Genomic DNA, 18,258 nt, shown 5'->3' on the forward strand with positions numbered 1-18,258 from the left:
TGGGGGTAACATGAGCGGTCGGAACTATAGGATTTCCGTGGCTCTATGTACTTTTAACGGTGCTCAATTTGTTGGTCAGCAGTTGGAAAGCATACTAAATCAATCGAGACTCCCGGATGAGCTAATTATATGTGATGACGCATCAACGGATGACACGATTGACATAGTTGGCAGTATAGCAGCCGGCCGGCTGTCGACGATACATATTATTCAAAATGAAAAAAGATTGGGCTGCGTGAAGAATTTTGAAAAGGCCATTAAATATACAACCGGGGATATTATTTTTCTAAGCGACCAGGACGATGTTTGGTTTAAGGAAAAGATTTTTACAATGATGTCCCCTTTTGTGGAAAGTGACGAGGTCGGTTTGGTATATAGTGATGCCATTCTTACAAATACTGTGCTGAAACCTACCGGTCACACCTTGTTTGGTTGCCGAAAAAAAATGAAACTTTTAGAAAAGCGATTACCTCATCAGATGGTGCGTGGAGTTGGGATTAACGGATGTACCATGGCATTCCGGTCGTGTCTGAAAGATTTTGTTCTACCCATTTTTGAATCAGAAGGATGGGGACATGACCACTGGATCGCCTTTATTGCCTATGCAGTGATGGACAGCAGCCCAATAGATAAACCGTTAATGTATTACCGTCGACATGCACACAATTCCGGGAATGACCCGTTTTTGGACGGTGGGTGGGTAAATACGTGGGTAACAGGTCTTAAAGCTGCGGGAACTGCGGATTACGCCAAAGACAGGTACCGTTGGGAGGTAATGCTGCAGCGCTTAATCGAGATTGCCAAAAAACAAAGTTTACTCCCGGAAAATCGTACCAGGTTAAGTAAATTTATAACAGAGTGTGAACAACGCTTGGAATTTGCGCGAGTTAGGGAACATGCAAAGCAGATCAGCCGTATTAAGCGTATTTATCCATTACTGCATTGTTTTTTAAAGGGTCATTACCACCGTTATCTTCGGGGTATGAAAAGTTTTCTTAAAGATGTGTTGATTTGTTAAAAAAGCCGCTAACGTTTTTGGATTCCAGCAATGTCAACCCAAAAAAGGGAAAGGTTATCTCTCCTTTCCCTTTAGGTGCTTCCTGTTGCAAGAGGTCTGTGCCTGTACCAGTACAGGTAAAACCCATCATATAATTTAACGTTAGTATACCCAAGCAGTTTATTTAAAGCAAAATAGATAAAAGAAGCTCTAAAGACATTATTGGAGTAAATTATCACTTGCTTTTCTGGAGTGACTTCTTTATCCAGAAAAACTTTTTTCAGGTCTGAGGCGTTTTTGAAAGTCATATCCTCATTGATGAGCTGATCCCAGGGTATGTTTATTGCCCCCGGTATATGACCTCTACCACCATATTCTTCGTCTGAACGTGCATCTATTATAACAACATTTTCCGGTTGTTGCAGTGCGTTCGCTACATCAATGGTTTCAATTATGAAGTTAGCTTTTTGTTGTTCATCCGATAAACTGAATGATCCTAAATTACCCCTTCTTACTCTTCCGGTCTCAATTTCGTATCCTTTTGCCTGCCATTGCCCAAACCCGCCATTTAATATCTGAACGTTTAACCCGTACATATTTAAAAAAAACCATAAAGCTGCGTGGTTGTAATTATCACTATAAAGTACGATATGGTCTGAACTATTTACACCGTATTCCCGTATTCTCAAACTGAATGCTTTAGGGGAGTTAAATCTGCCCCTGCGGTTGGGGTCCAAAACAGACCTGAAGTCATAACAGATTGCTCCGGGTATATGACTTTGTTCGTATACGTCTCTCGTCCTAGTGTCCAAAATGGTTAAATTGGGCTGGCCTAATATTTTCTTTAATTGGTCTGCACTGATCATGGCTTCGGGATGGGTGTAAGGTATGGCTTCTTCCTTTATATTAGCTGTTGAATTTAACTGATCTTTATTGCTGCACCCAATAAGTAAAATTGTTAATAGGGTTAATATTACCCCCATAACAATATACTTTTTAACACTCAATAAAGCACCCTCCTTGTTATATTATAACAGATAAGTAATTTTTCACCTCCATCTAAAATTAATTCTTTTTTTAATAGGTTAACCTATAATATGTTATAAATTTTAGGTTGTTACACATATATATTATTAATTAGCCTTTAGCAATTTACCAATAAATGGGGAGGTAAAAATGAAAAGAACCACCTGGTTAATAATGGTGACATCTTTTTTAATTGTTACATTAGTCCCTACTGCTGTTGCTAAACCGCTGAATGATGTATCTGGACATTGGGCAGAAAGGTATATTATAAATCTGGCTGATACCTCTGTCATGGGAGGTTACCCTGACGGAAGTTTTCGTCCGGAAGCTAATGTGACACGGGAGGAATTTATTAAGTGTCTTATAGTAGCTTTAAAAATTCCCGTATGCGGCGCGGTGGAACCCTCTTACGACGATGTTGACAACACATCCTGGTCCTTTCCGTATATTGAGACTGCTGTGGCATCCGGTATACTAAAACCGGAGGAAAGCGTTAATGGTATGCTAAAGCCTGGAGAGCCGATTCCCAGGGTGGAAGTGGCAAGGTTAATAGTCCGGGCACTTAAGCTTTCTGTAAAATCGGGTTATACAGGTTATGACGATGGTATTAATATTCCGCCATCATACCGGGGATATGTCGGTATTGTTAAGGAGCGTAGTTTAATGTCCGGCTATCCCGATGGAACCTTTCGGCCTTGGAATCCGGTTACCAGGGCAGAAGCCAGTGTAATTTTGGTACGGTTGATATACGAATCGGGAAAGGGTACCGGGTTTGTGACAATATGTTACGATCACAGCTCAGAATCAATATTTAATAATGCTTTTCCATTGCACCAGAGTTATGGGTACCCGGGGGTTAATTATATTTTGCCGTCTAACGTGGGAAACCGTGGCATGATGACGATAGCACAGTTGAAAGAAATGGAACAGGCCGGGTGGGAGACCGGTTCTCATTCAAAAAATCATCTTCATTTTAAGGATTTAAGAGATCGTGAAATCAGTCAGCAGTTATCACAACCAAAAGAATGGTTGCAGAAAAATGGCTTGCAGTATGCAAGTTTTGCGTATCCTTTTGGGTTTGATACCGATCCTTACCCGGTAGTTAGTGAATATTACGAATCCGCTGTTAAATGTTTTGGCAATAAAATTAACGTGCCGCCAATTAACCGTTTTAATCTGGAAAGAATTATGCTGGATTCCGGGTTATCAAATGATGAATTGACAGATCTGCTGGACCAGGCGGTTATTAAGGGAGGATGGGTAATTTTTTATACCCACTCTGTTGCGGAAGCAGGTCAAACCCCTGCCAATCATGGCATTAACCAGCAGAGGTTGAATTATCTATTTCAAGAGATTAAAAAACGTGGCTTAAAAGTTGTGACTGTTAGTGAGGGGGTAAGCTTGAAGTGTTTTTAAGATGTCTCTTGGATAGTTTAACTAATCAAATTAGATACCTTATAAATACCGATAAATAGTGGGGCGGGTTTGTTTATTAAAACAATACCTGCTCTCTTTTTTTGGAACACTTTAAAAACAGAAACATAAAATAACAGGAATAGAAAATGATACACACGGGTGGCCTTATTTAGTATTGTTGAGTTTCTTTGCTACTTTTGGGAGGTATGGGTTTTAACACTAAAGGCCGTGCGATTTTAGTGCTGATAAAGAGAAAGGCTGGTGATATCGTTGTGAGTTGTGGTAACCCGTAAGGGTAGTGTAAATTTGGTTGATACCATCTTTATTTCAAGGGGAGTTTTTTTAAGGAGAGGGTTTGTAGATGTGGTCATGGCTGATTATGATATTGATTACTTTAAGCTGTCTTTTTTGTTTATTCAGCGTTGTACAGCTGGAGTTAAAAAGACCCAATGCTAAAATATGGATAGTTTTGACTTGTTTTACTATTGGCGCAGTAGTAGGGACCTTATTAAGTGTTCCCTCTCCAATTTTGCAAAAATATTCTTATGAGCCAAAACCAGCCGAAATAAAGATAAAAGAGCTAAAAAGCCCTGAAGAACAATCCTTAAAAGAACAAACAGCAGAAGAACAAAAGCCCGAACAAAATGAGCCTCAAGACGAAACAATTACTGATGATAAAACAGAAGGTATTAGTCAATCAACAGAATTGCCGACCACGGGTTCAAAAGCAGAAAAAAAGGTGCTTGTGATGGTCCCCGAACTTAATGTTCGTTCAGATTCCAAAAACAGTGCTGAAATACTTGACACTGTACAGTATGGTCAAATTTTAACCGAAATAGAAGCGCCTGAAGGTTTGGATTGGGTAAAAGTAAGGATGGATAACGGACTTACCGGATGGGTAGCTAAAAGGTATTTGAATTATTTAACGGATTAACTACAAGATTAGCATTATTGGTATTGTTGTTTCGAGGAGGTAACCTTTTTGAGGGCTAAAGAATTTACAAAGGCACTTGGTGAGTTAAAATTGGCCTTTGTGGCAGTTCCTATTTTAGCAATGATATTTAGTGCAGTAATTAGTTTATATGTTTTGTCGCCTGTATACATGGCATCTACAACTTTAATGGTTTTTAAACAGCCTACAACTTCTGTACCTTATGAGGTAAGAGTAGGATCTATTATGTTAAACCAAAGGTTGGTTAAGACTTATTGTGAATTAGCAAAAAGTACAATGATTTTTGAAGAAGTGATTAAGCAAAATAACCTTAAAATGTCGGTTGAAGATTTAAAGAAAAGAGTTAATATTGAGTTGTTGGGTGACACGGAATTCTTAAGAATAACGGTAGAAAGTACGAATCCAACACTTTCAGCCATGTTGGCCAATGAGGTGGCACGAGTATTACTGGAAAAGGTAGCCGAATTAATGGTATTGGATAATATTCAAATTGTTGATCCTGCTTCACCGCCTAATAAACCGGTGTGGCCAAACCATGAATTAAATATTATATTAGCAGGTGTAATTGGTTTGCTATTGATTGTTGGGGTAGCATTGTTAAGAGCTTCTATTAGAGCTGAAGATAGAGAACAGGACCTCCCAGTTAATAATGCAACCAGTTAATCCAGAAGAAACTATTGTTGAATACCGCGGTGAAGAATGGTTGAGCTTAGAGTTAAAAAAGGTGAATGTGTAATGGGGGGAGATACGGAATTGAGATGTTTGGTTACCGGTGGTGCCGGTTTTATCGGGTCAAATTTGGTGCACACTCTGGTAGCTGAGGGCCATAAAGTGCGTATTTTGGATAATTTTGAAACAGGAAAATTTGAAAATATAGAGCCGGTGATTAAAAAAATTGATCTGGTGGTAGGGGATTTATCCAAGAGAGAAGATGTTTTAAGGGCTGTGGAAGGTGTGGATGTGGTATTTCACCAAGCCGCTCTTCCCTCTGTGCACAGATCGGTGGCGGATCCTTACATCACGAATAGGGTGAATATCGAAGGGACCTTAAATGTTTTTCTGGCAGCCCGGGATAAGGGTGTAAAGAGGGTGGTTTACGCATCGTCTTCTTCTGTTTACGGCAATAATGAAAACCTGCCTAAAGAGGAAAAAATGCTGTTAAAGCCGATGTCTCCATATGCGGCCTCGAAAATGGCCAACGAAGTTTACGGGCGTTTGTTTTATGAACTGTACGGTCTGGAAACAGTAGGGTTAAGGTATTTTAACGTCTTTGGCCCGCGGCAAAACCCTAATTCCCAGTATGCTGCCGTGATCCCCAAATTTATAATGGCCTTGCTGAAAGGCGATTCCCCTGTTATATATGGGGATGGAGAACAATCCCGCGACTTTACTTTTATCTCTGATGTAGTTAAAGGTAATATTTTGGCCGCCAAGGCTGAGGGAGTGGCGGGCGAAGTATTTAATATAGCTCGTGGTCAAAGGATTAATCTAAATGAGTTACTTGACTTGCTAAAAAAGATTATGGGCAAAAACGTTAAGGCATTATATGCCGATTCCCGTCCAGGTGACGTAAAGCATTCCCTGGCATCAATTAAAAAGGCTGAAGCAATTCTTAAATATTGTCCTAATGTTAATTTGGAAACCGGCCTTCAACAAACCGTTGCTTGGTTTTCGAAAAATGCCGGGGCCGTTTAGTATACGGGAAGCTTATTAATGCCGGAAATGGTGAAAGATAACGCTTGAAAAGTCCGAGTCCGCTGGGAAGGAAATCCCACCGGGTTCGGATTTTCTCATTTTGCCCCCAGAGAAGCAGCTCAGTAACATTATCTGGTTGCAAGCCATATGATAACGTAATGGACGGCAGTTGGGGGAGTGGTTATGAGGCCATATTCCACGGAAGAACAGCCTATGGGTACTGACTTTTTAGAAAAAATCGCTGGTGTTCCCCGGGTAATTCATGTAACCACTATAGGTATTACCTCTTATAGGGCTTTGTTGGCCCAATGCCGGTTTTTTCGGCATAAAGGGATGGAAGTGGGGTTTGTTTTCAGTCCTTCTTCTGAAAGTAAAGTGCTGCTCAGCCTGGGGTTTCCCGTAAAAGAGATTTACATCGACAGAAAAATTAACCCCCTATCCGATTCCGCGGCTATTTTAAAGATGTTTCGCTATTTTAGGGCTGTAAGACCCGATATTGTACACACCCATACTTCCAAAGCCGGTGTAGTGGGCAGGATAGCAGCCAGATTGGCCGGGATTGCCAATGTTGTGCATACTGTACACGGATTTCCGTTTCACCCTGGAATGACCAAGGTAAAATACATTCTTTATAAGGAGATTGAAAAAAAGTTGGCCAGAGTTACGGATATTATGATGTCCCAGAGCCGGGAGGACATTATGAATGCGCAAAGGCTTGGCATTAAACCCCGCCTGGGCAATTTGATTCACATTGGAAATGGTGTTGATCTTGATGAGTTTAATCCCGACCGGTATCCGTTTGAACGGCGGCAACAGATCCGGGAAGGCCTGGCCATAAAGGGAACGGATCCGGTGATCACCATGATAGGCCGCGTAAACCGTGAAAAAGGATATCACAATTTGGTAGAAGCGTTGCATCAGATTGGTGATATGTCCTGGCAGGCACTGTTTATAGGCCCGGATGAGGGGTTTTTAGCCGATCTTAAGCAGCAAATAAACAATTATAGACTGCAAAACCGGATTCTTCTTCTTGGCCAGCGCAGTGATATTAATGACTTGCTGGCAATTACAGATGTTTATGTACTTCCTTCCTACCGGGAAGGACTGCCCCGCTCCCTGATCGAGGCCCAGTCGATGGGCTTACCTTGTGTGGCCACTGATATCAGGGGCTGCCGGGAAGTCATTGTGGAAGGCCGCACAGGATTCCTCGTGCAGCCGGGAGATAGCAGAGCTTTGGGCGAGGCGATGCGCAAACTGCTGATGGATTCCGAACTTCGCTTTAATATGGGGAATGCGGGCAGACAACATATGCAGCTGTATTTTAATGAATCAGAAGTGGCCCGCAAAGTTATGGCTGTTTATGAGCAAATTTTGAATTACAACACTACTATGAGCCGGTGATATTTTACATAGGCACTTTACCGCTATGACAACGTTTGGAGAGGTGATCCGCATTAATATAAAAGTTTGGTGTATTGCCATTTTATTGTGCTTCCTGCTAGGTATAATTATTACCCTCATCTATCCGCCTTGGCCTCTATTGGCTAGATTACTGGTTGTTCAAGACCGGCTTACTAAGGTTGATGTTCTGGTAACCCTTGGAGGGGATTCGGAAAGGGAGCTTTACGCGGCGGAGCTTTACAGGCTGGGCTTGGCGCCTAAAATTATTATGTCCGGCTGCGGTTCCTCAGCTTCCAAAATGGCTAAAAGAGCAGTCAAGGCAGGTGTTGATGACAGTGACATTCTTTTAGAGGAACATGCCGAGAGTACTTATGAGAATGCCCTTTTTTCCAAGGAAATTATATTGGCACAAAATTTCAAATCCGCCATTATAGTTTCTTCACCATATCATATGCGGCGCACCAAGCTGGCTTTTGAAAGGGTTTTTAAAAATACCGGTGTGAAATTGCTTTATAGTCCAACAAAGGATTCGGGTTTTAATGTGGATGGTCAATGTAAAAGTGAGAGAGACAGAGCGATAGTAAGGAGGGAATATATCAAGTTTATATATTATTGGTTTAGATATTGGTAGGTAAAAAGCACTAAGGCGGTGCAAGGATGTGGATTATTGTGTGTTGGGCTTGCGGGATCGAGAACAGTGGTTGCAGGAACTTGATAAGTTAAGGGATATCATACCCGATTTGCATTACCAGCCTAAATACTTGGCATTGTTTGGCAGCATGGGAGAGGCACGTTTATTTATCTACCACGAAGGAACGGAAACAGTTATTTATCCATTTTTTTTAAGAAAGGTCAATTTAATTCCCGGACTTACAGATAAACTGCCGCTGGATCTGTATGACATAACCAGTGCTTACGGCTACGGGGGACCACTGGCCACTCCGACAGCCGGCGATAATGTATTAAGCAACTTTTACCGGTGTTTTGCAAAATACTGTAACAGTCAACACATCATCACGGAGTTCATCCGGTTTCATCCCGTATTGGGCAACCACCGCTTAATGAAAAATCATGTGGAAGTTGAAAGAGTATCCTCGGTAGTATGTGTCGATCTTAGGGGTTCAGTTGAGGAAATTTGGTCGGGATACCAGCGCAACAACCGTAAAAACATTAACAAAGCTTACCGGGAAGGGTTGGAGGTGATATTGGAGGAAGCACCGGCGCATTTTACTGATTTTTTAGCTATTTATCACCATACCCTTACCAGGCGCCAAGCTGGAAATTTTTATTACTTCAATACCGAATTTTATGAATACCTGCACAGGGAGTTAAGAGGTAATTTTTTATACGCCCACACATTAATGAATGGGCGGGTGATATCCACAGAGCTGCTGCTATACAACGAATCTTATATCCATTCTTTTCTTGGGGGGACTTTGGAACAATTTTATGAATATCGCCCCAATAATATTTTGAAACATGAAGTAATCAAGTGGGCAAAAAGCAAAGGAATTAAATATTTCTTACTTGGTGGCGGCTATCAGGATGAAGATGGCATTTTTCGTTATAAATTATCGTTTGCCAGTAACGGGGTATTGGATTTTTACGTTGGGAAAAAGGTACACAACCACGGGGCTGTAAGCAGGTTGGAAGAAATCATGGCTTCGAAAAAACCTCGGGAAAATGAAGGTTATTTCCCCGGTTACCGGAGGTATTAAATATGTCAGTTACAAAAATTAACCAGGCCTTTAAAAGGGTATTTGACCTGGTATGTTCGCTGTTTATACTGTTGCTTCTTAGCCCTTTATTGATAATGATTGCGTTGGCTATAAAAATTACTTCGCCAGGCGCCGTCCTTTTTAAGCAGATGCGTTTGGGTTTAGATGGCAAAATCTTTTGGATGTATAAGTTCCGGAGCATGGTTCCCAACGCTGTGAATATGGGGTCCGGGATGTTCGTTGAAAAAGATGATCCGCGGATCACAGCCGTTGGCAAGCTCCTTAGAAAAACCAGTATTGACGAACTCCCCCAGTTATTAAACATCCTGCGCGGCGAGATGAGTCTAGTTGGCCCCCGGCCCGCTCCATTGCACCATCTTAAACTATACGATGAAAGGCAGAAAAAAAGGTTAACCGTTAAACCGGGCATTACCGGATGGGCTCAGGTAAAGGGACGTTTGGCCCTTTACTGGCCGCAGCGTATTGAATTGGATCTATGGTATATCGATAATTATTCAGTTTGGCTAGATTTGAAAATACTGGTAATAACGGTTGCAGTGGTGCTGTTTCGCCGTGGTGGCACTGCCAAAGCAGATCGAAAAGAGAATGATCCATTTATGAAATTTTAATAGGAGTCAGAAGTCAGGAGTCAGTAGTCAGAATGAGAGAATGGTTTATCATTTCGAAGTATTTTAGAATTCTGAATTCTGACTACTGAATTCTGAATACCTGAATAATATGAGGGATATAAAAAATGAGATTAAAAGGACGCAAGGTGCTGGTAACCGGAGCTGCCGGTTTTCTAGGCTCCCATCTTTGCGAAAAGTTGTTGAAAGAGGGTTCCTGGGTTCGGGGACTTGATATTTTATCTTCCGGCAGAAAAGCCAACCTGAGCGGGATTTTTAAACAGGTTGATCTTGTGTATGGCGACGTATCCTCCGAAGATACGGTGGCCAAGGCCGTAAAGGATGTCGATACAATTGTCCATCTGGCTTTTCCCATGGAATTACGCCGCCAATCAATGGAAAACCGGGCGGTAATAGCTGCCTTGGCCGGGCTGTTGAACTTAATTCAAGCTGCCCTACGCCATAACGCCTTGCTGGTCTATATTTCATCCATTGCTGTTTACGGCAATGGGAAATATACTCCCATTGATGAAAACCATCCCTTGGAACCGGTACTCATCCATGGCGCGGTTAAACTGGCCGGCGAAAACCTTTGCGCCACTCTGTCAAGAAGTCACGGGTTTAGGGTGGTTATATTAAGGGTGGCTGATATCTACGGGCCGAGGAATACCAGGGTAAGCGTACCGATCAAATTTTTGCTTCAGGCAATACGAGACGAACCTATAACCGTTTATGGAGACGGGTCTGACAGTCGAACCTATACATTTATTGATGATTTTTCTGAAGCAGTGGTTATGAGTTTGCTTCGCCCCGGGGCTATCGGTGAGATTTTTAATATAAGTGGCGATGAATGTGTTTCCATGCACCAATTGGCTCTTGAAGTAAAAAAAGTTACCGGCAGCAGCAGCCCGGTTTTGTTTAAGGATTCTCCAACGGCAGGTCGCAAGCTATATATAAATAATTTAAAATCAAAAAGAATTCTAGGCTTAAAACCCTTATTTAGCTTAACCCGGGGACTGTCAGAAACGTATAAATGGCTTTTGGATAATCCGGGATACTATTAACCGGCGGGGCTGTGTAAAACATCATTCTCCCAGCCCCAAATTTCTTACTATCTTCCAGGTTAAATCTGTAGATTCATCATCAAAGTAGACATATTAAGCCTGGTTTCAAGAATAAAGTATATTAAATGAGATGATAAATGATCCGGGAGGATGGTGTTTGATTGAAAATATTGATTATTATTATGGGAATTGCGTTTCTCCTGGGCTGGTTGGTAATATATGTTAAATTTTTTAGCGGCCAAGAGGAAAGAAAAGAATATGGGACGCCAAAACCCGGTAATGAAGGGGATAGAATATTATCTGTAGCTCCTTGGGGCGATGATAGCAATGATGGCTCCTATACAAGTCCCTGGAAAACATTGCAATATGGTATTAAAAATTTACAATCAGGTGACAGGTTATTGGTGCGCGAGGGCGTGTACAGCGAATATGTATCATTTGATAAATCCGGTAACAGTGAAAGGCCCATCTTTATTAGTGCAGCACCGGGTGAGGAAGTGGTGCTGGATGGAGGGGGCGTTGGCTGGAAGTACGGCTTTAATTTTGAGTATGGAGTTTCTTTTATCGATTTTTCAGGTTTTAAAGTGAAAAATTTCCATGGGGCGGGAGTTGCTCTATGGGGCGATAATGAAACTATTAAATTGAATAATTTGGAAATATTGGGTTGTGGCACAGGAGTGCACATAATCTCAGCTGTGAACTTATTGATTGAAGACTGCTATTTTCATAATAATAACGGCCCCGGCCTTGTGGTTTCACCGGGTCCTTTAAAAACATCCAGGATTACCCGCACGCGTTCATCTAATAATGATAGCCTTGAACTGCCGGATGGTTTTTCATTGGACAATGGAGAGGATATTGTTTTTGAAAAGTGCATGGCTGAATACAACGCCGGAAGCGGTTTTAACTGTTCAACTGCAAATACCACCTTTACTTCTTGTATAACCAGGGACAACGGATATTACGGCATTAAATGCATGGGCAGTGGATACTGCTTGGTTAATTGTATCATTGATAATAATGGAATGGCCGGTTTGGCTTTGGAAGGTGGAGAAGTATATAAGCTATATAACAACCTGGTTGTAAATTGCGGTATCAAGGGCGATTACGGAATGGCAGCTGCTCCCGTAGTGACTCCTTTACCTGTCAGAGTGGCGTTGATAAACAATATTTTTGCCTTTAACTACGGTGGCGTTTATTTCGGCAGCACCGCGGTGGTGGAAAAAGAGGACTATAACATTTACTGGAGCCGTAAGGATGCTGAAATTTCTACCAGTAACCGCAAATATTCCAGAGAAGAAATAAATGAGCAAGTTTGGTTTAAAGAAACCGGCCAGGGGAAGTATAGTTTCTGCCGGGACCCATTATTTGTCGATTTAACTTGCCGGGATTTCCGGTTGGCCAAAAACAGTCCGGCTATTGATCGAGGTACCAAAGATGGTGCGCCTGATACGGACATCAACGGCAGAGCCCGCCCGCAGGGCCGTGGTTTTGATATTGGCCCATACGAGGCGATTGAAGGGAGTATTATCCCTCCAAATGCCAAAATAACCTACAGCCCAACCTATTCCTCAGATAATGCCGATTCTTTGCATTTCACCGTTAAATGGGCTGGTTATAATGAAAGTGGCGTAGTTGAGGGATTTAATGTGCAAGTAAAAGAAGGATCCGGGGGGACCTGGCAAAACTGGCTCACTGATACAAAAGAAACCGAAAGTAAATTTTTAGGTGTTAACGGTCATACATATTACTTCCGGGTGCGTGCAAAAGATGACCTGGGGAACTGGGGGAAATGGTCCGATACCATGGTTACAATTGTTCCCCTGGATGACCAAAGCCCGTTAATTAAATATGAAGGTAATTGGGATGTTACAGATTTCGAAGGAGCTTTTTTAAACACCTTGCATTATTCTATAACCCCCGGGGCGGTAGTTTCTTTCCGTTTTGCAAGCCGGGAAATAGCTTGGATTTCCACTATAGGACCGGACAGGGGGCAGGCCCTGGTTTATATTGATGATAAATTTCAGGCGACGGTGGATCTTTATAATCAGGTTTTTCAGAGCCGCAAACCGGTGTTCACCACTTCTCTTGACGCTAACCCGCATACCATACGAATTGAGGTGGCCCAAACCAAGAACGAGCATTCAAAGGGTTACCGGGTGGATATTGACGGAATTGCTATAAAGTTATAATTTAATTGATTTAAAAACCCGGGGTTTCATTAAAAAATCCTCCCCACAATGTTTTTTGAGGAAGATTATCGCATAAATATGGGGTTGAAACCAGGTGTGCACTATTTACGCTTACGTCTGTTAAGAGTTGTTATTCATTATTGTAATTATGGAAACTAATCCTCTGTATGCTGATGTCAAATATTTCATACAAGATGCCGGGATATGAAGCGTCTCGTTTCACCCACCTCCGAAAACAAAAGTTTTTTCAGGATGGATAAGCTACATTATCCCCATTGGTCGTTGATGATTTGTAGTAATTTAACCGTCAGCTCGGGTATGCAAAATTGGTCCAGCACCAACCTTTGTCCCCGTGCGCTCATCAGCGCCCGCTGCTCCGCGGTAAGCGCCGCCAGCGCGCGCACCTGTTCCGCCAGTGCCTTTCCGTTATCAGGGGGCGAAACCAAACCGCACCCGCTCTGCTTTACCATCCCGGCCACGTCACCGGGAGCCGTGCATAACACCGGCAAACCGGACGCCAGGTAATCAAAAAATTTATTGGGACTTACCGCTCCATAAAAAGCCGGGGCATCCTTTAGAGATATGATCCCCGCATCTGCCGCGTGCAGCAAGTCCGGAATTTTACTCTTGGGAACTGGCTCTAAAAATCGTAAATTTTTTAGTTGTAATTTGCGGGCTTGCGCTTGGAGATCGGGTTTTACCGGTCCATCCCCGATTAAAACGAATTCAACCCCGGATTCCCCGTTTAACTCGCCGGCAGCTTCCAGGATTACGTTCAGCGCGTTGGCCGGGCCGTGCGCTCCGGTATAAACTATGGTGAACCGGTTAAAATTAAATAAACTTCTGGTTTCTTCGCGTGTTTTCAGGGGAACGAAATGCCCCGGATGCACGCCGTTGGGAATATGGATAATGCGTTGCTCGGCAACGCCCTTTTCTTTGAGATAGGGAATGGAACCCCGGGCCAGTACGATAATCCGGCCGGCATGAAGGTAGAGCCGCTGTTCTACCTGACGCATCAACCATACCAGCGGGTGTCCATCTGCCAGCCCCTGCATATCGATTAGTGCCTGTGGCCACAAATCGCGCACTTCCAGTATAAACCGGCAGCCCAACCGGCGGGCCAGGCAGCATCCTGCCAGGGCTGCAAACGGGTGGGGTGACGAACCAATGATTACTTCCGGTATAACCCCTTGTTTCAAGCCGGCACGGTAAACATTTAGGCTAAAATTAAACATACCCAGGGCCCGGCGCCAGTCGTTGCGCCGGTGAAGGCTTGTTTTAACTCACTCAAAAAATATGCCCTGCACAGGTTCTTCCAACCATAGCCGGCCTTTTAAATCGCGCCCGTGCTTGCGGGTGGACAAATTGACGTTACTGGTGAAAATGCGCACGGCATACCCGTTCTTGACTAATTCCACAGCCAAATCATAATGACGTGTTCCTCCGGGCAAATCCGGGGTAACTGCGTATTGATTAATAAACCATATTTCTTTCATAAAAACATACCCCTTGTGTCTATCACAGCTTTCTTTTTAAGCAGCTCATGATCAATGTTTTTGAAGGCGTTATGGTTAACCAACAGGATGATCAAATCTGCCTGTTGCAAGCCTTCTTTTAAGTTGACCAATTGAACGCTGTGCAGGTGGGCCAGGCATTCCGGCAGCGACTCAAGATGCGGCTCTACAACTAGAATTTTACCCGCATTGTCTCGAACCAGTTGTTGAACAATTTTTAGCGCCGGGCTTTCACGCAAGTCGCCTGTATCGGCTTTATAGCCAAGTCCCAGGCAGGCAATTACCGGATCTTTAAATCCGGCCGCCGTTTCTTTGATCCTGGCGGCGACGTAATTGGGCCTATTGTTATTTACCTCACGGGCGGTGCGGATAATTATTGATTCATCCGGTGCCGCGTCAATAATGAACCAGGGATCTTTGGTAATACATTGCCCGCCAACGCCGGGGCCAGGTTGGTGGATGTTCACCCGGGGGTGGTGATTGGCTAATTTAATCAGCTCCCAAACGCTAACGCCGAATTTATCACAAAGATAAGACAGTTCATTGGCCAGGGCGATGTTTACATCGCGGAAGCAATTTTCGGCTAACTTGGTTAACTCCGCTGTGCGCGCATCGGTAAGCAATAAACTGCCGCCGACAAATTTTTGATAAAATATTTGGGCTTTTTTCCCGGAAAGCTGATTAATGCCGCCGATAATACGGTCATTTTCTACTAATTCTTTTAATATTTGGCCCGGTAAAACGCGTTCCGGGCAATGGGCCAGAAAAATTTGCTTTTCAGCGGCAGCGGGTGTCGGCGGCTGGAAAATAATTAGATCGCGGCGTAATTCACTGATCCAGCCGGCAATTTTTTCAGTCGTACCGACGGGAACCGTTGTTTCCAGAGTGATCAGGTTGCCCGGAGCCAGGTGATCTGCGATGGCGTGGACGGCTTCTTGAATATGTTTAAGATCGGGTAAATGGTTTGCTGTAATTAAACTCGGCACGGCAATAATATAAACATCTGCAGGCACGGGCTGCAAGGCGGCTGCCAGGTTGCCGTTTTGGATTGCCGCCTTGACAAGAATATCCAGCCCGGGTTCTTGAATATGAGGATGGCCACTATTGATGGTTTCTACAACTTTTACGTTATTATCTACACCGTGGACATAAAAGCCGGTATTAGCCAACAGGCCGGCCATGGGTAAACCTATATAGCCCAATCCGATGACACAAATCTTTTCCATAAGTACTCCCCTATATACAAATTTAAAAAGCAAATTAAAGTGCTACAAAAAATCAGATTAAAGATAAGCATTTAATGGTATAAATTGCCGCGCCGGTATCTTGTGCCACGGGCAGCTCATTGATTAATGTTTTGTTGTTCAGGTCATATTCGGCAATTCTGCTGCATAGGGGTTTTTTCCCGTGCTTTATCCATAGCCCATATTCCCGGAAGCTGGATGACCGTAAGGCGGAAAAACCAACATATGCTTTGCTGCCAATCACTTCTATGCCCCGGCACCATCCCAGCAGCACTTTATAATTGCTGATTTGATTTAAATCCACGATCTCTTCCACTTTAAAGGTATTTTTATTAACTATGACGATATAACCCTCAGTCAAAGTAAAGTAAATAAAATCGCCTTGCACCAACCCGTCATGGGGGCCGCCACGGCCTATCCGCAAATTAATATTGGGTTTTGGGGCGGTCAGACAAACAGCATCCCTTTGGATAAAACGGGTGCACCATAATTCTTCCTCTAAAAAAAATATAAAATTGGTATGAGTTTCGTGGGGTTTGGTGGTGGGTACCAACCGGTAATCCATGTCCCTGCGAAAACGTTTCCAGGTGTCACTAATTCCCGCATTATATTCTGCAAGTAAATCCCCTTGTAAAGTCATAATTTGAATTATTTCCAGCCCGGTATTGCAAATATAAATTAAATCATCTTTTACAGTGACGTGATGAAGGTCGTTAAAAGTGGGGTGACTATAAATTTTTTGAACATAAAGCCCGGGGAGGTTGTAGACAAGCACCTCCGTGCGGGAAGGCACATAAAAATTATGTTGATACAGCGAACCGGCTCCAAATTGGATGCTGCCGTTGGGAGCTGTTCTATCGCCGGGTGATCTATAGGTGATTTCTTTTACCGTTGCCCCCGTTTCCCAATTGATTACCTGCAGGCCGCATTTATTATATTTATTCCAGGTATGCTGCTTCAGGTGATCTCTCTTAGGGTAACCCAATGTAACAATTAGTAACATATATATTTCCCTGCCTGTTTAGCAATATCGCTGAGCAATTTTGGCGAAACCATGGTCCAAATGCCGGTTTTTCTATATACCACAACCATTGTTAAAATATTTTGGGTTGCAAGGGAAAAGGCGGTGGCTGCGGCAATGCCTTCTTTCCCGAAATGCCGCACCATGAAAAAATCTAATATTAAATTGATGATTCCGCAGGTTAGGCTGATTTTCATAAATAACTTGTGCAGCCCGGTCATTTGCAGCATATAACCGCATGAACCGGTAATGGAATTTACAAGTTGACCGGCAATTAAAAAATACAGGGCTCCGGTTCCACTGGAGTAGTGATAACCGAAATAAAGATTAAGCATGTGTTTATCGAACAACATCAGCAAAATAAAAATGGGTGCTGAAAACATGGTTCCCAGGGTTGATGCGAATCTAACAACGTAGGCCAGCCTTTGGTAATCATTTTGAGCATTATAATGGGCAAGCATAGCCGGGATGACCTGGTTGAAAATATTTAGGGGAAAAACTACGGTAGCCGCAAGGGTGCTTACGACTCCATAAATGCCTACTTCCGCTGGTTCAGCATATAGTCCCAATACATAGAAATCCATATTGGACATGATTAAAAGAGAACCCCTGGTTACCACCATTGGTAGAGATTCCCGCAGTATTCCGGCCGGACTGATTTTTTCTGACGGCCATGGTGCAGTTCTGTGATACAAAATCATCAATCCGGCCAGTAACGGACATAATATACCGGCAAAAAAAGCGATGAGTGCATTATGTATCGAGGCTAAGGCGTTATAGTGTAAAAATATTAAAGACATTAAAAAGACTACCTGCTGTAAAACAGGCAAAAAGGAAGCTGTTTTTAAGTCTTGTAAACCTCTGAATGCTTCTACGGTAATTAATAAGCAGTTCCGCAAGGGCAGTGCAACGGCCCCCCAAACCAATACTGCGTATAACTCCCGTGAATGAAAAAACCTGATAGCTATTAAATCCCCGGACCAATAGATAATGAAGGCCACGGCGGATGAGCTAACGATAATAATACGAAAAATGCCGGTTAAAGTACCTTTAAGCCTGCCCCAATCTCCCGACCCTACTGCGGTTCCCAACAGTTTCAAGATGACTGTGTTTGTACCCAGCAGCGATAATATCTCTGCAATATTGCATATTTTTAGTAGAATTGTATAAATGCCCCAATAAGTTGGTCCAAGCAACCGGGCCAACAAAATCTTGTTGGCTGCTCCCAACAAGATACCGGCTACCTGGCCCGATAAAACTGAAAGGCTGCCTGATAGTATTTTTTTTAACAATTGTGTCTATTTTATAGCACCACCCGGCAAACATTGCATCTTTCGTGTACACCATATTATGCTTGAGCCGCTTATTAATTGCAGCGTACTAGGGATTTTG

General features: G+C 43.0%; 17 protein-coding genes. 11 read left to right on the top strand and 6 right to left on the bottom strand.

Annotated elements, in window-relative coordinates:
- The first annotated feature begins 10 nt into the window (after positions 1-10).
- Positions 11-1,018: a glycosyltransferase family 2 protein gene (locus H569_RS21300; RefSeq protein WP_157833493.1), complete on the top strand. Its 1,008-nt coding sequence runs from the start codon at positions 11-13 to the stop codon at positions 1,016-1,018.
- Between the two features lie 71 nt (positions 1,019-1,089).
- Here the strand turns inward: H569_RS21300 and H569_RS0109155 are convergent, their stop codons facing one another.
- Entirely contained in the window at positions 1,090-2,004 is a 915-nt protein-coding gene (locus tag H569_RS0109155; protein ID WP_027364758.1) for a sulfurtransferase, read from the bottom strand.
- Between the two features lie 169 nt (positions 2,005-2,173).
- On the opposite strand from H569_RS0109155, the gene H569_RS0109160 reads away from it, so the two are divergent.
- The 10 genes from H569_RS0109160 (at position 2,174) to H569_RS0109205 (ending at position 13,087) form a co-directional block, all read left to right on the top strand.
- A complete protein-coding gene (locus H569_RS0109160; protein WP_027364759.1) occupies positions 2,174-3,439 on the top strand; it encodes an S-layer homology domain-containing protein in 1,266 nt (421 codons plus the stop codon).
- A gap of 361 nt (positions 3,440-3,800) precedes the next feature.
- The gene (locus H569_RS0109165) at positions 3,801-4,373 is read left to right on the top strand and encodes an SH3 domain-containing protein (RefSeq protein ID WP_027364760.1); all 573 of its coding nucleotides are present in this window, start codon (positions 3,801-3,803) and stop codon (positions 4,371-4,373) included.
- 48 nt (positions 4,374-4,421) lie between these two features.
- The gene (locus H569_RS19840) at positions 4,422-5,054 is read left to right on the top strand and encodes a YveK family protein (protein WP_051273512.1); all 633 of its coding nucleotides are present in this window, start codon (positions 4,422-4,424) and stop codon (positions 5,052-5,054) included.
- Between the two features lie 90 nt (positions 5,055-5,144).
- Complete coding sequence (locus tag H569_RS0109175) at positions 5,145-6,086, top strand: SDR family oxidoreductase (RefSeq protein WP_081410949.1); 942 nt, start codon at positions 5,145-5,147, stop codon at positions 6,084-6,086.
- A 183-nt stretch (positions 6,087-6,269) separates the two neighbouring features.
- A complete protein-coding gene (locus tag H569_RS0109180) occupies positions 6,270-7,487 on the top strand; it encodes a glycosyltransferase family 4 protein (RefSeq protein ID WP_034630107.1) in 1,218 nt (405 codons plus the stop codon).
- Between the two features lie 139 nt (positions 7,488-7,626).
- Positions 7,627-8,118: a YdcF family protein gene (locus H569_RS21305; protein WP_157833494.1), complete on the top strand. Its 492-nt coding sequence runs from the start codon at positions 7,627-7,629 to the stop codon at positions 8,116-8,118.
- 28 nt (positions 8,119-8,146) lie between these two features.
- Complete coding sequence (locus H569_RS0109190) at positions 8,147-9,205, top strand: GNAT family N-acetyltransferase (RefSeq protein ID WP_051273515.1); 1,059 nt, start codon at positions 8,147-8,149, stop codon at positions 9,203-9,205.
- Between the two features lie 2 nt (positions 9,206-9,207).
- Positions 9,208-9,834 carry a sugar transferase gene (locus H569_RS0109195; protein ID WP_027364764.1) on the top strand — a complete coding sequence of 209 codons (627 nt, stop codon included), beginning with the start codon at positions 9,208-9,210 and terminating at the stop codon, positions 9,832-9,834.
- A gap of 125 nt (positions 9,835-9,959) precedes the next feature.
- Positions 9,960-10,895, top strand: a complete 936-nt coding sequence (locus H569_RS0109200; protein ID WP_027364765.1) for an NAD-dependent epimerase/dehydratase family protein — start codon at positions 9,960-9,962, stop codon at positions 10,893-10,895.
- A 161-nt stretch (positions 10,896-11,056) separates the two neighbouring features.
- On the top strand, positions 11,057-13,087 hold the full coding sequence (locus H569_RS0109205; protein ID WP_027364766.1) for a right-handed parallel beta-helix repeat-containing protein: 2,031 nt from the start codon (positions 11,057-11,059) through the stop codon (positions 13,085-13,087).
- A gap of 266 nt (positions 13,088-13,353) precedes the next feature.
- On the opposite strand, the gene H569_RS0109210 is transcribed toward H569_RS0109205, so the two are convergent.
- The 5 genes from H569_RS0109210 to H569_RS0109230 are packed head-to-tail and all read right to left on the bottom strand — an operon-like array spanning position 13,354 to position 18,158.
- Positions 13,354-14,322 carry a glycosyltransferase family 4 protein gene (locus H569_RS0109210; RefSeq protein ID WP_027364767.1) on the bottom strand — a complete coding sequence of 323 codons (969 nt, stop codon included), beginning with the start codon at positions 14,320-14,322 and terminating at the stop codon, positions 13,354-13,356.
- 48 nt (positions 14,323-14,370) lie between these two features.
- On the bottom strand, positions 14,371-14,583 hold the full coding sequence (locus tag H569_RS0109215) for a hypothetical protein (protein WP_027364768.1): 213 nt from the start codon (positions 14,581-14,583) through the stop codon (positions 14,371-14,373).
- Positions 14,580-15,827 carry a UDP-N-acetyl-D-mannosamine dehydrogenase gene (wecC, locus tag H569_RS0109220; RefSeq protein WP_027364769.1) on the bottom strand — a complete coding sequence of 416 codons (1,248 nt, stop codon included), beginning with the start codon at positions 15,825-15,827 and terminating at the stop codon, positions 14,580-14,582. The genes H569_RS0109215 and wecC overlap by 4 nt, the downstream gene beginning before the upstream one ends.
- Positions 15,828-15,879: 52 nt before the next feature.
- Entirely contained in the window at positions 15,880-16,848 is a 969-nt protein-coding gene (locus H569_RS0109225) for a hypothetical protein (RefSeq protein WP_027364770.1), read from the bottom strand.
- Positions 16,839-18,158: an oligosaccharide flippase family protein gene (locus tag H569_RS0109230; protein WP_027364771.1), complete on the bottom strand. Its 1,320-nt coding sequence runs from the start codon at positions 18,156-18,158 to the stop codon at positions 16,839-16,841. Before H569_RS0109230 ends, H569_RS0109225 begins: the two co-directional genes overlap by 10 nt.
- Positions 18,159-18,258 lie beyond the last annotated feature (100 nt).

It is taken from the genome of Desulfotruncus alcoholivorax DSM 16058, from assembly GCF_000430885.1.
Taxonomy (GTDB): Bacteria; Bacillota; Desulfotomaculia; order Desulfotomaculales; family Desulfallaceae; genus Desulfotruncus; species Desulfotruncus alcoholivorax.

Coding starts and splice junctions, on each gene's coding strand:
- wecC (WP_027364769.1), bottom strand. CDS start 15,827: ATGGAAAAGATTTGTGTCATCGGATTGGGCTATATAGGTTTACCCATG.
- H569_RS0109200 (WP_027364765.1), top strand. CDS start 9,960: ATGAGATTAAAAGGACGCAAGGTGCTGGTAACCGGAGCTGCCGGTTTT.
- H569_RS0109215 (WP_027364768.1), bottom strand. CDS start 14,583: ATGAAAGAAATATGGTTTATTAATCAATACGCAGTTACCCCGGATTTG.
- H569_RS0109180 (WP_034630107.1), top strand. CDS start 6,270: ATGAGGCCATATTCCACGGAAGAACAGCCTATGGGTACTGACTTTTTA.
- H569_RS0109210 (WP_027364767.1), bottom strand. CDS start 14,322: ATGTTTAATTTTAGCCTAAATGTTTACCGTGCCGGCTTGAAACAAGGG.
- H569_RS0109160 (WP_027364759.1), top strand. CDS start 2,174: ATGAAAAGAACCACCTGGTTAATAATGGTGACATCTTTTTTAATTGTT.
- H569_RS0109165 (WP_027364760.1), top strand. CDS start 3,801: ATGTGGTCATGGCTGATTATGATATTGATTACTTTAAGCTGTCTTTTT.
- H569_RS21300 (WP_157833493.1), top strand. CDS start 11: ATGAGCGGTCGGAACTATAGGATTTCCGTGGCTCTATGTACTTTTAAC.
- H569_RS0109225 (WP_027364770.1), bottom strand. CDS start 16,848: ATGTTACTAATTGTTACATTGGGTTACCCTAAGAGAGATCACCTGAAG.
- H569_RS0109195 (WP_027364764.1), top strand. CDS start 9,208: ATGTCAGTTACAAAAATTAACCAGGCCTTTAAAAGGGTATTTGACCTG.